The sequence below is a fragment of the Janthinobacterium sp. PAMC25594 genome, assembly GCF_019443505.1.
In the GTDB taxonomy this organism is placed as follows: Bacteria; Pseudomonadota; Gammaproteobacteria; order Burkholderiales; family Burkholderiaceae_D; genus Janthinobacterium.
This window is the reverse complement of the sequence record NZ_CP080377.1, coordinates 4,040,670-4,054,521: the sequence shown is the minus strand read 5'-3', so window position 1 is coordinate 4,054,521 and position 13,852 is coordinate 4,040,670. Positions and strand designations below refer to the sequence as shown.

Genomic DNA, 13,852 nt, shown 5'->3' with positions numbered 1-13,852 from the left:
TCAGGGAGCGCGGCGCATTTCCGCCACAAAATCGTAATGATCGCTGCGGCAATACGAATGCGTGAGTTCCACCGCCTCGCCCGATTCCAGGTAGGCGATGCGCGTAATAAATAGCACGGCCTGGCCATCAGGGATGCCCAGCTGCTTGGCCAGCACGTCCGTCGCGTTCATGGCGCGGATGTGCTGCAAGGCACGCACGGGGGCCTTCTTGATGCTGTTCAAGTATTCGTACAGCGAATCGCCCACGGCGGCCGGATCCGGCACCACGCTGAATGGCAGCACGCTCACTTCATACGCCATCACCACATCGTCGGCCAGGCGCAAGCGCTCGAGGCGCGCCACTTTCGTGTTCTGCGCCAGGCCCAGGCTCAGCTGTTCATCGCTGCTGGCGATGACGACATCGCGCTTGAGCCAGCGCGAGCCGGGGCGGTAGCCGCGCTGCTGCAACTGCTCGGAAAAGCTCGACAGGTTCGACAGCGGCTGTTCGATGCGCGGGGCAATATAGTTGCCCGAACCACGGCGGCGCACGACGAGGCCTTGCTCGACCAATTGATCGATAGCCTTGCGGGCAGTCACGCGCGATACGTCGAGCAGTTCGGACAGGGTTCGTTCGGATGGCAGGGCCTGGTCTACCTGGTAGCGGCCGTTGCGTACGTCATCGCTCAGCTTGCGGGCGATCTGCATATATAAAGGCGAATTGTCATTTAAATCGACCTTGAGTTCTACGCTGGTCTGGCTCATACAGTTCTCCTTGTCCTCCTAGTGTAATAGCGATGGCGCTTGCGCGTAGCCCGTCCACCCATGAATAAATGGAAAATGGCCATAAATAACGGTTATACACTTAAAAAAACGATGTTTTACCGTACGTATCGCTTTACATTATAGATAAATAAGCAATATTTATTGGCGTAGTCAAGCATCGCGCCCTATGCTGGTGGCGCCTCCAGCACACCGCGAAACAGGGAAACATGCACATGACGGGATTACTGGAAGGGTGCATTCCTGAAAGTTATGGCTGCACCATGATGTTTCATTGGCTGCCGTGATGGCCAGCCCCTAAGCTCTCATCGAATGCTCCCGCACCATGGGAGCGCAACGCAGCGAGGCAACATGCAGCAACACGTCATCATCATCGGCGGCGGCGTCGTCGGTCTGACATCGGCCTGGTGGCTGGCCGAGGCCGGCTACAAGGTCACAGTACTGGAACGCAATGAACAAGTGGCGATCGCCGCCAGCTACCGCAATGGCGGCCAGCTCAGCTATCGCTATGTGGCGCCCCTGGCGGATGCGGGCGTGCCGTTCAAAGCCCTGCAATGGTTGCTGCAGAAAGATGGCCCGCTGCGCTTCCGGCCCGAAGCGGACTGGCGCCAGTGGCGCTGGCTGGCCAGTTTCTTGCGCAATTGCAATGCTGCCAGCAATGCCCGCACGACGGCCAAGCTGCTGCAGCTGGGAGAATGGAGCCGCGCCGGCATGGCGCAGCTGGAGTTGACGGTGCCGCCCGAGGCGTATGCCCGGCGCGATGCGGGTAAACTCATCGTCTACCGCTCGCCCGCCATCTTCCAGCGGGCCGTGGCGCGGCCGGAATCGGAAGAGGCGCGCATCGTCTTGTCGCCCGCTGAGGCCGTGCAGCGCGAACCGGCGCTGGCCGCCTTGCAGAGTTCATTGGCTGGCGGCATCTTTACCGAAGGCGAAGCGGTGGCCGATTGCCACGCCTTTTGCCTGGCCCTGGAAGCGCGCCTGCTGCGGCACCCGAATTGTTCACTCATATTGAAAGGCGAGGCGCGCCGCCTCGTCACGCACAGGGGCAGGATCGCGGGCCTCGACACCAGCCTGGGCCTGTTGCAAGCGGACCATTACGTGCTGGCGGCCGGCATCCAGAGCCGCGACCTGGCCGCCACGGCGGGCATCTACCTGCCCCTGTACCCGCTGAAGGGCTACAGCCTGACGGCGCCCATCCGCGCGCAAGACCGGGCGCCCGAGATCAGCATCACGGATTTCGAGCGCAAGGTGCTGTATGCGCGCATTGGCAGCGACCTGCGCGTGGCCGCCATGGTCGACATGGTGGGCGCCGACAACAGCATCGATTGGAACCGCATCGCGGGCCTGACGCGGCTGGCGCGCGAAGCCATGCCGCACGGCGCCGATTACGACCAGGCCACGGCCTGGGCCGGCCTGCGCCCCGCCACGCCGAACAACGCGCCGCTGGTGGGCGCCAGCAAAGTTGCGAACCTGTGGCTCAACGTGGGCCACGGTCCGCTGGGTTTTACGTTTGCCGCCGGCACGGCGCGCATCTTGGCCGATCTCATGGCCGGCAAGGCGCCACCGTTCGCGCTGGACTTCCTCAGCCCTGAAAGATAGCGCGCCGGCGACCGGCGCCGCCGTTATGGCGGATAATTGCGGAACTTTCCTGTTCCCCTATCCGTTACCGCATGCCCACACCTTCGACATCTGCCGCCTGCCCTTGCGGCGGCGCCTCCTACGCCAGCTGCTGCGGCCCGTATCTCGCGGGCGACGCCTTGCCGCCCACGGCTGCATCCCTGATGCGTTCGCGCTACACGGCGTTTACCTTGCGCGATGAACCCTACCTGCGCGCCACCTGGCACGCCAGCACCCGTCCCGCCGACGCCTTGTTTGCCGACGAAGAAAAAGTCCACTGGCTGGGACTTGAGGTAAAATCTGCTTTACGTTTACGTCAACGTAAAGCAGAATCAGACTATCAAGCCGAAGAGATACACCGCGATACCGTGGAATTCGTGGCCCGCTACAAGGTCAACGGCCGCGCGCACCGCCTGCATGAGGTGAGCCGCTTCGTGCGCGAGGCGGGCGAGGGCGGTGGTGCCCTGCGCTGGTTTTATCTCGACGGCAGTTTTCCCGAATAACGCGACCCGAGAGACCGGGCGATCATAAAAAGGAACCGCAATGCCGCACATCGAAAGCAAACTCAATCCGCGCAGTGAAGATTTCAAGGCCAATGCCGCGGCCATGCAAGCCATCGTCGACGATTTGCGCGACAAGGTGGAAAAGATCGCGGCCGGCGGCGGCGAGGCGGCGGCGGCCAAGCACCTGGCGCGCGGCAAACTGCTGCCGCGCGACAGAGTGCAGATGCTGCTCGATCCCGGCACGCCTTTCCTCGAGTTTTCCCAGATGGCGGCTTACGCCATGTACCAGGACGCCAAGGGCGTCGATGCGGCCCCTAGCGCCGGCATCATCACCGGCATCGGCAGGGTCTCCGGCCAGGAATGCGTCATCGTCTGCAACGACGCCACCGTCAAGGGCGGCACCTACTACCCGATGACGGTGAAAAAACATTTGCGCGCCCAGGAAATCGCCGACCAGAACAACCTGCCCTGCATCTACCTGGTCGACTCGGGCGGCGCCAACCTGCCGAACCAGGACGACGTCTTCCCCGACCGCGACCATTTCGGCCGCATTTTTTATAACCAGGCGAATCTGTCGGCCAAGGGCATTCCGCAGATCGCCGTCGTGATGGGTTCTTGCACGGCCGGTGGCGCCTACGTGCCGGCCATGAGCGACGAGTCGATCATCGTCAAGGAGCAGGGCACTATTTTCCTCGGCGGCCCGCCGCTGGTGAAGGCGGCCACCGGCGAAGTGGTGACGGCGGAAGACCTCGGCGGCGGCGACGTGCACACGCGTTTGTCCGGCGTGGTCGACCACCTGGCGCAGAACGATTTGCATGCGCTGTCGCTGGCGCGCACCATCGTCTCGAATCTGAACCGTAAAAAACCGCAGCAGATGGCGCTGCGCGAGTCCGTGGAACCGACATACCCGACGCAGGAACTGTATGGCGTGATCCCCGTCGATACGCGCAAGCCGTTCGATGTGCGTGAAGTGATCGCGCGCATCGTCGACGGCAGCGATTTCGACGAATTCAAGGCCCGCTACGGCACCACCCTGATCTGCGGTTTCGCGCACATCTATGGCGTCAAAGTGGGCATCATCGCCAATAACGGCATCCTGTTTTCCGAATCGGCCTTGAAAGGCACGCATTTCATCGAATTGTGCTGCCAGCGCAAGATCCCGCTGGTCTTCCTGCAAAACATCACGGGCTTCATGGTGGGCCGCAAGTACGAAAACGAAGGCATCGCCCGCAATGGCGCCAAGATGGTGACGGCCGTGGCCACGGCCGCCGTGCCGAAATTCACGGTCATCATCGGCGGCAGCTTCGGCGCCGGCAACTACGGCATGTGCGGCCGCGCGTTCTCTCCCCGTTTCATGTGGATGTGGCCAAATGCGCGCATTTCCGTCATGGGCGGCGACCAGGCCGCTTCCGTGCTCGCCACCGTCAAGCGCGACGGCATCGAGGGCAAGGGCGGCGCATGGAGCGCGGACGAGGAAGCGGCCTTCAAGCAGCCGATCAAGGATCAATACGAACACCAGGGCCACCCGTACTACGCCACCGCGCGCCTGTGGGACGATGGCGTGATCGACCCGGCCGACACGCGCATGGTGCTCGGCCTGGGCCTGTCGGCCGCCTTGAACGCGGAAATCCCGGACACGAAGTTCGGCGTATTCCGCATGTAAGGGAGAGAAAACCATGGAATTTGAAACCTTAAAGCTGGTCATCGAGGGCAATGTCGCCACCGTGACCCTGAACCGCCCGGACGTGCGCAACGCCTTCAACGAGACGACGATCGCCGAACTGGCGCGCGCCTTCGAGGGCCTGGGGCGCAGCGACATGGTGCGCGCCATTGTGCTGGCGGCGAATGGCGCCGCCTTTTGCGCCGGCGCGGACCTGAACTGGATGAAGAAGATGGCAGGCTACACGCATGCCGAAAACCAGGCCGACGCGCTGCAGCTGGCGCAGATGCTGCGCACGATTTACCTGTGTCCGAAACCCGTGGTGGCGAAGATCCAGGGCGACTGTTATGCGGGCGGCATGGGCCTCGTCGCCGCATGCGATATCATTCTGGTTGCGGAAGACGTGCATTTCTGCCTGAGCGAAGTGCGGCTGGGACTGATCCCGGCCACTATTTCACCGTATGTCATCAAGGCCATGGGCGAAAACGCGGCACGCCGCTATTTCCTGACCGCGGAGCGATTCTCCGCTCAGGAAGCGTTGCGCATCGGCTTTGCCCACGAGGTAGTCGCTGGCGACGCGCTGGACGCGAAAACGGCCGAGGTGCTCAAGGCGCTGACGGGCAACAGCCCTCACGCCGTGGCGCAAGCGAAAACGCTGGTGCGCGAAATCGTTGGCCAGCCGGTCGATGACGCGCTGCTGGCGGACACCGCCGAGCGCATCGCGCAGATCCGCGCCTCGGAGCAGGGCCGCGAAGGCGTGCAATCGTTCCTCGACAAGCGCAAGCCGGGTTGGCTCATGGGCTAGTTAATAGTCTAGAGCTCATGGACTAAGAAAATCATTGGAGCAGTTTTGAAAGCAGAAAAACAATCGGACTGGGTCGAACGCAGTCTGCGCAGCGTGTGGCACCCTTGCACACAGATGCAGCATCACGCATCGGCTAACGACGCTGTACCGCTCATCCCCGTCAGCCATGGCCGCGGCGCCTGGCTGTATGACCACGAAGGACGACGCTACCTGGACGCCATCAGCTCCTGGTGGGTGAACCTGTTCGGCCACGCCAATCCGCGCATCAATGCGGAACTCAAGGACCAACTGGACCGGCTGGAACACGCGATGCTGGCCGGTTTCACGCATGCACCAGTGGTCGAACTGTCGGAAAACCTGTCGGCATTGACCGGCGGCGTGCTCGGTCACAGCTTTTACGCGTCCGACGGCGCGTCGGCCGTGGAAATCGCCCTGAAAATGAGTTTTCACGCATGGCGCAACAGCGGCAAGAGTGAAAAACAGGAATTCGTCTGTTTACAAGGCAGCTACCACGGCGAGACCATCGGCGCGCTGGCCGTCACCGACGTCGCGCTGTTCAAGGATGCCTATGGCCCCCTGCTGCGCGCATCAACGACGGTGATGTCGCCCGACTTCCGCCAGGCCGCCGAGGGCGAATCCGCCGAAGACGTGGCGCGCCGCGCGGCGGCCGACGTGGAACGGCTGTTCCAGGAAAAGTCGGACAAGATCGCCGCCATCATCATCGAGCCGCTGGTGCAATGCGCCACCGGCATGGCCATGCACGACCCGCTGTACCTGTCGCTGGTGCGCGCCCTGTGCGACCGCTATCAAGTCCATCTGATCCTCGACGAAATCGCCGTCGGCTGCGGGCGCACGGGCACCTTCTTTGCGTGCGAACAGGCCGGCATCTGGCCCGACTTCGTCTGTCTGTCGAAAGGCATCAGCGGCGGCTATTTGCCCCTGTCCCTCGTGATGACGCGCGAAGACATCTATCAAGCGTTCTACAGCACCGACGTGCGCCGCGGCTTTTTGCATTCGCACTCGTACACGGGCAACCCGCTGGCGTGCCGCGCGGCGCTGGCGACCCTGTCGATCTTCGAGGAAGACGATGTGCTGGTGGCCAACCGCGAACGCGCCGCCAAAATCACGCGCGCCCTGGCGCCGCTGGCGCAGCACGAGCGCGTAAAACACTTCCGCCAGCGGGGCATGATCTGGGCGTTTGACGCCGTCGATGCGGCGCCCGATTTTTCGCGCCGCTTCTTCAGCACGGCGCTGGAACACGAACTGTTGATGCGCCCCATCGGTTCGACCGTCTACCTGATGCCGCCGTACATCCTCGACGACGCCGAAATCGCGGGCCTGGGCCAGCAGACCTTGGCAGTCTTCAACAAAGTGATCGGAGCCTGAGATGGAACTGATCGCGCGATTGCAACAGCAGCTGCAAGGACTGGAAGAGCGCAGCCTGATGCGCCGCCGCCGCACCGTCGACACGCCGTGCGCGCCGCGCCTGACGGTGGACGGGCGCGCCATGCTGGCCTTTTGCAGCAATGACTACCTGGGCCTGGCGTCGCATCCACGCATCGTCGCCGCGCTGAAAGAGGGCGCCGACCTGTATGGCGCCGGCAGCGGCGCTTCGCACCTGATCAGCGGCCACAGCCGCGCCCACGCGCAGCTGGAAGAACGCCTGGCCGCTTTCGTCGGCGCCAACCTGGAACAGGCGCGCGCCCTGTATTTCTGCACCGGCTACATGGCTAATTTAGCCGTGCTGACGGCCCTGGCGGCGGGCGACGCGGACACCGAGATCTTCTCGGAAGCGCTGAACCACGCCTCGCTGATCGACGGCACGCGCCTGGCCCGCGTGAAAACGCGCGTGTATCCGCATGCGGACCTCGATGCCCTGACGGCCCTGCTGGCGGCCAGCAAAGCCAAAACCAAGATCGTCGTCACCGACAGCATCTTCAGCATGGATGGCGACCTGGCGCCGCTGCCCGCGCTGCTGGCCCTGTGCGAGCAGTACGGCGCCTGGCTGGTGGTCGACGACGCGCACGGCTTCGGCGCGCTGGGAGCCAACGGCCGCGGCGCGCTGGAACACTTCGACCTGCATTCGCCGCACCTGGTCTACGTGGGCACCCTGGGCAAATCGGCCGGCGTGGGTGGCGCCTTTGTTTGCGCGCATGAAACCGTGATCGAAACGCTGATCCAGAAGGCGCGCCCCTACATCTTCACCACGGCGGCCGCGCCCGCGCTGGCGCATGCGCTGCTGGTCAGCCTGGACATCATCGCCGGTGATGAAGGAAAACACCGTCGGATGCACCTGGCGGCGCTGGTGGCGCAATGGAACGAGGGCTTGCAGCTGCAGCGCTGGCAAGCCTTGCCATCATTGAGCGCCATCCAGCCCGTCATCATCGGCGACAACGCGGACATGCTGGACATAGCCGCCCAGCTGTACCAGCAGGGCCTGTGGGTCGGCGCCATCCGCCCGCCCACCGTGCCAGCGGGGTCGGCGCGCCTGCGCGTAACCCTGTCGGCCGGCCACACGGCGCAGGAAGTGGCGCAATTGATCAACGCAGTCAACACCCTGGAAAGGACTCGCCATGAGCCTTGATGACCCCATCGTGGCCGAAGTGCTGGCGGACCTGGCGCCGGCCGTGCAGCCGGCTCCGGCCATTGCCGGCCTGCCCTCGCGCTTTGCCTGTTTCGTCACCGGTACCGACACGGAAATCGGCAAGACCCTGACCTCGTCGGCCCTGCTGCACGCGCTGGTCGCGCGCGGCGTGCGCGCCTGCGGCATGAAGCCGGTCGCCGCCGGCGCCGAGATGCGCGACGGCGAACTGCATAATGAAGACGCCGACAGCCTGATCGCCGCCGGCAACGTCACCATGCTGCGCAGCCTGACGACGCCCTACATGCTGAAGGAAGCGGCCGCGCCGCACATCGCCGCCGCGCTCGAAGGCGTGAGCATCGAATCGGTGCCGATTCTGGCCGCCTACCTGGAAATCGCCGCCGCCTCGGACGCCGTGGTGGTCGAAGGCGTGGGCGGTTTCCGCGTGCCTCTGTCGCCCGGCTTCGATTCGGCCGACCTGGCGCAGCAACTCGATCTGCCCGTGATCCTGGTGGTCGGCATGCGTTTGGGCTGCATCAGCCAGGCCTTGCTGACGCTGGAAGCCATCGAAGCGCGCGGCCTGACGGTTATCGGCTGGGTGGCCAACACCCTGGAAGTGGAAATGCGCTTCCTCGACGAAAATATCGATGCGCTGATCGAGCGCATCCCGGCGCCGCTGCTGGGCAAGGTGCCGCGCCTGGCGCAGCCGAGCGCGCAAGCGGCGGCGGCGTATCTCGATTTCACCGGCTTGCCCAACTGGCCGGCGCAGCATCCCAACACTTAAACGTATCCAAAAAATAGAAGCGAAGGAATCACATGTCTCACGTCCAAGAAGCAGCAAAAACCGTCGAACTGCACCGCCCTGCGGCGCGCATCACCGTGCCGGAAGCGGCCACCTGGCCCGTCGCCGATGTACTGGCCCTGTTCGACCTGCCATTCAATGACCTGATGTTCAAGGCCCAGCAAACCCACCGCATCAACTTCCCCGATGGCGACGTGGAACTGGCGACCCTGTTGTCGATCAAGACGGGCGGCTGCGAGGAAGATTGCGGCTACTGCCCGCAGGCGGCCCGCTATGACACGGGCGTGGAAGCGAAAAAAATCCTCGACATCGACACGGTGCTCGACGCCGCCCGCCAGGCGAAAGCCAACGGCGCCACGCGCTTCTGCATGGGCGCCGCCTGGCGCAGCCCGAAAGAGCGCGACATGGAAAAAGTCGAAGAGATGGTGACCAAGGTGAAGGCGCTGGGCCTGGAAACGTGCGCTACTTTGGGCATGCTGGAAGAGGGACAGGCGGACCGCCTGAAAAACGCTGGCCTGGACTTCTACAACCATAACCTCGATACGGCGCCCGAGTTCTACGACAACGTCATCTCCACGCGCGAATACCAGGACCGCCTGGACACTTTGGGCCGCGTGCGCGAAGCGGGCTTGAAAGTGTGCTGCGGCGGCATCGTCGGCATGGGCGAGACGCGCTTGCAGCGCGCGGGCCTGATCGCCCAGCTGGCGAACCTGAACCCGTATCCGGAATCGGTGCCCGTCAACCACCTGGTGCAAGTGGAAGGCACGCCTTTGTTTGGCCTGGAAGCGCTCGATCCGTTCGAATTCGTGCGCACGATCGCCGTGGCCCGCATCACCATGCCGAAGGCGCGCGTGCGTTTGTCGGCGGGCCGCCGCCAGATGGGCGAAGCCGTGCAAGCGATGTGCTTCCTGGCTGGCGCCAATTCCATCTTCTACGGCGACAAGCTGCTCACCACCGACAACCCGGAAGCGGAAGACGACCGCGTCTTGCTGGGCAAACTGGGCCTGCAGACGCGCGGCGCCATGCTCGACTCGGTGCAGAAAGAGAAGTGTGGCTGCTGATGACAGCCCTGTCGGGTTACGCCGTGCCGGCTAACCCGACCTACGAATACCGCCTCACCATGCGTAGGTCGGTTTAGCGCGTAGCGCGTAAACCGACAAACCAGCAGAACAGGTCCATCAAGAGACAGCTGCCCCTTTTTGAGAGAATAGAGAGAGACCATGTTCACTAAAATCCTGATCGCCAACCGCGGCGAAATCGCTTGCCGTGTCGCCGCTACCGCCCGCCGCATGGGCATCCAGACCGTCGCCGTGTATTCGGAGGCGGACGCCAACGCCAAGCACGTCGCCGTGTGCGACGAAGCGGTGCTGATCGGCCCCGCGCCGGCCAAGGAAAGCTATCTGTGCGGCGACAAGATCATCGCCGTGGCGCTGGCGACAGGGGCGCAGGCGATCCACCCCGGCTACGGCTTTTTGTCCGAAAACGCCGACTTCGCCGACGCCTGCCACGCGGCGGGCCTGGTCTTCATCGGCCCGCCGGCGTCCGCCATGCGCGCCATGGGCTCGAAGTCGGCCGCCAAGTCGCTGATGGAGAAAGCCAACGTGCCGCTGGTGCCCGGCTACCACGGCGAGGAACAGGATGCGGACTTCCTGCACGGCCAGGCCGACAAGATCGGCTACCCCGTGCTGCTGAAGGCGTCCGCCGGCGGCGGCGGCAAGGGCATGCGCGTCATCGAGAACAGCGCCGACTTCAAGGCCGCGCTGGCTTCGTGCAAGCGCGAAGCGATCAGCTCTTTCGGCGACGACAAGGTGCTGGCCGAAAAATACCTGTCGCGTCCGCGGCATATCGAAATCCAGGTGTTCGCCGACATGCTGGGCAACTGCATCTACCTGTTCGAGCGCGACTGCTCGGTGCAGCGCCGTCATCAAAAAGTGCTGGAAGAAGCGCCAGCGCCGGGCATGCCGGCGGAGCGCCGCGCCGCCATGGGCGAAGCGGCTGTCGCCGCCGCCAAGGCCGTCGGTTACGTGGGCGCGGGCACGGTGGAATTCATCGCCAACCAGGATGGCTCGTTCTACTTCATGGAGATGAACACGCGCCTGCAGGTGGAGCATCCCGTAACGGAAATGATCACCGGCACCGACCTGGTGGAATGGCAGCTGCGCGTCGCCTTTGGCGAACCGCTGCCGAAAAAACAGAGCGAATTGACGATCCACGGCCACGCCATCGAGGCGCGCATCTATGCGGAAAATCCGGAGAAGGGCTTTTTGCCATCGATCGGCACCCTGCGCCACATGCAGTCGCCATCGGCCGTCACGTTCGAGCTGGGTGGCACGCTGGTACCGGCGTCCGTGCGCATCGATTCGGGCGTGCGCGAAGGCGACGCCATCTCTCCGTTCTACGACCCGATGATCGCCAAGCTGATCGTCTGGGGCGCGGACCGCCGCGAAGCGCTGGCGCGCATGGCGCAGGCGCTGTCGGAATACCAGATCGTGGGACTGGCCAGCAATATCGCCTTTTTGAAACGCCTGGTCGAAGGCCAGGCATTCAGCTCTGCCGATCTTGATACGGGCCTCATCGAGCGCAATCAGGCGTCGCTGTTCCCCGCCCTGCAAGCAGCGCCCGATACGGCCCTGGCGCTGGCGTCCGTCGCCCTGCTGACGCAAGAAAAAGCCGCGTCCGAAGCGCAGTCGAGCAACCCCGCCGACCCGTGGGGCAATGCCCTGGGCTGGCGCTTGAACAGCACCCTGGGACGCAGCCTGGCGTTTGCCGATGAATTCGCGCTGGCTGGCGACAGCAAGGCCTATGCCGCGCGCATCGCCTACAAGACGGATGGCTGGCTGTTCAACGGCCAGCCCCTGACCCTGACGGCGCACCGGGGCAACGAGCTGCACATCAAGCTCGGTGAGCGTGCCGTGCATGGCACGGTGCTGCGCGATGGCGAGCAGTTCCACGTATTTACCAGCGGCTTGCACTACACACTGCACTACAGCGACCCGATGGCGCATGCGGGCGAAGTGGAAGCGGAAGGCGGGCGCCTGACGGCACCGATGCCGGGCAAGGTCGTCGCCGTGCTGGTCAACAAGGGCCAGGACGTCAAAAAGGGCGAGCCTTTGGTCATCATGGAAGCGATGAAGATGGAGCACACGATCGCCGCGCCGCACGACGGCCTGGTGGAAGACGTGCTGTACGCCGTCGGCGACCAGGTGGCGGATGGCGCGCCGCTGCTGGCCTTCAAGGCTGCCGCATAGAGGCTGGCACGATGCGCATCCTTTTACAACGCGCGGATGGCAAGGAAGCGGCGTGGATCGCCGATTTCAAGGACTTGCTGCCCGAAGCCGAAATTGTCTTCTGGCGCGAAGGCGAGACGTTCGCGCCATGCGACTATGCCGTCGTGTGGCAGCCGCCCGCCGCCATGCTGCCCGCATTGCGCGACGTCAAAGCCATCTTCAACACGGGCGCCGGCGTCGACGCGCTGTTGAAATTCGGCGACGCGCTGCCCGCCCATGTGCCGCTGGTGCGCCTCGATGATGCGGGCATGGGCGTGCAGATGGCCGAATACGTGAGCCACGCCGTGCTGCGCCACTTCCGCCGCTTCGACGATTACGAGGCACAGGGCCGCGCCGGCATCTGGCAGCCGCTGCCCGCCTTCGACAAGATGGATTTCCCCGTCGGCGTGCTGGGCATGGGCGTGCTGGGCACGCGCGTGCTCGAAGCGCTGGCGCAGTTCGAGTTTCCTCTGCGGGGATGGAGCCGCAGCCGCAAGCAGCTCGATGGCGTGCAATGCTTCGCGGGCGAGGAGGGGCTGGAAGCATTCATGCGCGGCACGCGCGTGCTGGTGTGCATGCTGCCGCTCACGCCGGACACGCACAACCTGCTCGACCGCGCACGCCTGTCGATGCTGCTGCCGGGCGCCTACGTCATCAACGTGGCGCGCGGCGCGCATCTGGCCGAACCGGACTTATTGACGTTGATCCGCTCCGGGCATATCGCCGGGGCGACACTCGACGTGTTCCGCAACGAGCCGCTGCCGCAGCAGCACCCGTTCTGGCAAGAACCGCGTATCACCATCACGCCGCATATTTCGGCCGCCACCCTGCGCCGCGAAAGCGTGGCGCAGATCGCCGCCAAGATGCGCCGCCTGCACGCCGGAGACTCCGTCGCCGGTATCGTCAACCGTTTGCAAGGATATTGAGATGAACCCTACTACCAGTTTGCCCAAGCAGGTCAAGATCGTCGAAGTGGGCCCGCGCGACGGCCTGCAAAACGAAAAGGACACCATCAGCGCCGCCGTCAAGATCGAACTGGTCGACCGCCTGACACTGGCGGGCTTCGCCAACATCGAGGCGGCGTCCTTCGTCTCGCCGAAATGGGTGCCGCAGATGGCCACCAGCGCGGAAGTGATGGCAAAGATCGCGCGCCGCCCGGGCACCATTTATTCGGCGCTGACGCCAAACATGCAGGGTTTCGAGGCGGCGCTGGCGGCGAAGGCCGATGAAGTGGTGATCTTCGGTTCGGCCTCCGAGGCCTTCTCGCAAAAGAACATCAACTGCTCGATCGCCGAATCGATCGCCCGCTTCGAAGGCGTGGCGAAGGCGGCCAAGCAACACGGCCTGCGCCTGCGCGGCAGCATCAGCTGCGCCTTCGGCTGCCCCTACCAGGGCGACGTGCCGCTGGACGCCGTGGCCGACGTGGTGGGCCGCATGCGCGACCTCGGTTGCGACGAGATCGACATCGCCGACACCATCGGCGTGGCCACGCCGAGAAAAACGCAGGCGGTGATGCAACGCGCCATCGCGGCTTTCCACGTGGGCGGCCTGTCCGGCCACTTCCACGACACCTACGGCCAGGCGCTGGCGAATATCTACGCCAGCCTGGAGGTGGGCATCGCGATTTATCACTCGTCCGTGTCGGGCCTGGGCGGCTGCCCGTACGCCAAGGGTGCCACCGGCAATGTGGCCACCGAAGACGTGCTGTACATGATGCAGGGGCTGGGGATAGACACCGGCATCGACCTGGACCTGGTGGTCGATGCGGGGCAGTTCATCTCGCAGCAGCTGGGGCGCAAGGGGTCTAGCCGGGCCGGCAACGCCATTGCGGCGAAACGCCTCGCGGCGTAGGTCGGATT

At 64.3% G+C, this 13,852-nt stretch carries 12 protein-coding genes; 11 read left to right on the top strand and 1 reads right to left on the bottom strand.

What is annotated here, in order from left to right; translation table 11 throughout:
* On the bottom strand, nucleotides 1–741 hold the full coding sequence (locus tag KY494_RS18250; RefSeq protein ID WP_219134209.1) for a GntR family transcriptional regulator: 741 nt from the start codon (nucleotides 739–741) through the stop codon (nucleotides 1–3).
* Nucleotides 742–1,110: 369 nt separating this feature from the next.
* Here KY494_RS18250 and KY494_RS18245 point away from each other — a divergent pair, with 369 nt between their 5' ends.
* From KY494_RS18245 to KY494_RS18195, 11 genes are all read left to right on the top strand, one after another.
* Nucleotides 1,111–2,358: a D-amino acid dehydrogenase gene (locus KY494_RS18245; protein WP_258194305.1), complete on the top strand. Its 1,248-nt coding sequence runs from the start codon at nucleotides 1,111–1,113 to the stop codon at nucleotides 2,356–2,358.
* Between the two features lie 71 nt (nucleotides 2,359–2,429).
* Complete coding sequence (locus tag KY494_RS18240; protein WP_375143368.1) at nucleotides 2,430–2,879, top strand: YchJ family protein; 450 nt, start codon at nucleotides 2,430–2,432, stop codon at nucleotides 2,877–2,879.
* 40 nt (nucleotides 2,880–2,919) lie between these two features.
* On the top strand, nucleotides 2,920–4,542 hold the full coding sequence (locus KY494_RS18235; RefSeq protein WP_219134206.1) for a carboxyl transferase domain-containing protein: 1,623 nt from the start codon (nucleotides 2,920–2,922) through the stop codon (nucleotides 4,540–4,542).
* A gap of 13 nt (nucleotides 4,543–4,555) precedes the next feature.
* On the top strand, nucleotides 4,556–5,344 hold the full coding sequence (locus KY494_RS18230) for an enoyl-CoA hydratase/isomerase family protein (RefSeq protein WP_219887768.1): 789 nt from the start codon (nucleotides 4,556–4,558) through the stop codon (nucleotides 5,342–5,344).
* 45 nt (nucleotides 5,345–5,389) lie between these two features.
* Complete coding sequence (gene bioA / locus KY494_RS18225; protein ID WP_219887767.1) at nucleotides 5,390–6,730, top strand: adenosylmethionine--8-amino-7-oxononanoate transaminase; 1,341 nt, start codon at nucleotides 5,390–5,392, stop codon at nucleotides 6,728–6,730.
* Between the two features lies 1 nt (nucleotide 6,731).
* Nucleotides 6,732–7,928, top strand: a complete 1,197-nt coding sequence (gene bioF, locus KY494_RS18220) for an 8-amino-7-oxononanoate synthase (protein WP_219887766.1) — start codon at nucleotides 6,732–6,734, stop codon at nucleotides 7,926–7,928.
* On the top strand, nucleotides 7,918–8,709 hold the full coding sequence (bioD, locus tag KY494_RS18215) for a dethiobiotin synthase (protein WP_219887765.1): 792 nt from the start codon (nucleotides 7,918–7,920) through the stop codon (nucleotides 8,707–8,709). The genes bioF and bioD overlap by 11 nt, the downstream gene beginning before the upstream one ends.
* Before the next feature lie 32 nt (nucleotides 8,710–8,741).
* Complete coding sequence (bioB, locus tag KY494_RS18210) at nucleotides 8,742–9,788, top strand: biotin synthase BioB (protein ID WP_141171161.1); 1,047 nt, start codon at nucleotides 8,742–8,744, stop codon at nucleotides 9,786–9,788.
* A gap of 159 nt (nucleotides 9,789–9,947) precedes the next feature.
* Complete coding sequence (locus KY494_RS18205; protein ID WP_219887764.1) at nucleotides 9,948–11,975, top strand: acetyl/propionyl/methylcrotonyl-CoA carboxylase subunit alpha; 2,028 nt, start codon at nucleotides 9,948–9,950, stop codon at nucleotides 11,973–11,975.
* An 11-nt stretch (nucleotides 11,976–11,986) separates the two neighbouring features.
* Nucleotides 11,987–12,919, top strand: coding sequence for a glyoxylate/hydroxypyruvate reductase A (locus KY494_RS18200; protein WP_219887763.1), 933 nt, complete (start codon nucleotides 11,987–11,989; stop codon nucleotides 12,917–12,919).
* A gap of 1 nt (nucleotide 12,920) precedes the next feature.
* Complete coding sequence (locus KY494_RS18195; RefSeq protein ID WP_219887762.1) at nucleotides 12,921–13,844, top strand: hydroxymethylglutaryl-CoA lyase; 924 nt, start codon at nucleotides 12,921–12,923, stop codon at nucleotides 13,842–13,844.
* Nucleotides 13,845–13,852 lie beyond the last annotated feature (8 nt).

What these genes read in the sequence shown, in the direction of transcription:
- KY494_RS18250 (WP_219134209.1), bottom strand. Translation starts at nt 741, where the DNA reads ATGAGCCAGACCAGCGTAGAACTCAAGGTCGATTTAAATGACAATTCG.
- KY494_RS18245 (WP_258194305.1), top strand. Translation starts at nt 1,111, where the DNA reads ATGCAGCAACACGTCATCATCATCGGCGGCGGCGTCGTCGGTCTGACA.
- KY494_RS18240 (WP_375143368.1), top strand. Translation starts at nt 2,430, where the DNA reads ATGCCCACACCTTCGACATCTGCCGCCTGCCCTTGCGGCGGCGCCTCC.
- KY494_RS18235 (WP_219134206.1), top strand. Translation starts at nt 2,920, where the DNA reads ATGCCGCACATCGAAAGCAAACTCAATCCGCGCAGTGAAGATTTCAAG.
- KY494_RS18230 (WP_219887768.1), top strand. Translation starts at nt 4,556, where the DNA reads ATGGAATTTGAAACCTTAAAGCTGGTCATCGAGGGCAATGTCGCCACC.
- bioF (WP_219887766.1), top strand. Translation starts at nt 6,732, where the DNA reads ATGGAACTGATCGCGCGATTGCAACAGCAGCTGCAAGGACTGGAAGAG.
- bioD (WP_219887765.1), top strand. Translation starts at nt 7,918, where the DNA reads ATGAGCCTTGATGACCCCATCGTGGCCGAAGTGCTGGCGGACCTGGCG.
- bioB (WP_141171161.1), top strand. Translation starts at nt 8,742, where the DNA reads ATGTCTCACGTCCAAGAAGCAGCAAAAACCGTCGAACTGCACCGCCCT.
- KY494_RS18205 (WP_219887764.1), top strand. Translation starts at nt 9,948, where the DNA reads ATGTTCACTAAAATCCTGATCGCCAACCGCGGCGAAATCGCTTGCCGT.
- KY494_RS18200 (WP_219887763.1), top strand. Translation starts at nt 11,987, where the DNA reads ATGCGCATCCTTTTACAACGCGCGGATGGCAAGGAAGCGGCGTGGATC.
- KY494_RS18195 (WP_219887762.1), top strand. Translation starts at nt 12,921, where the DNA reads ATGAACCCTACTACCAGTTTGCCCAAGCAGGTCAAGATCGTCGAAGTG.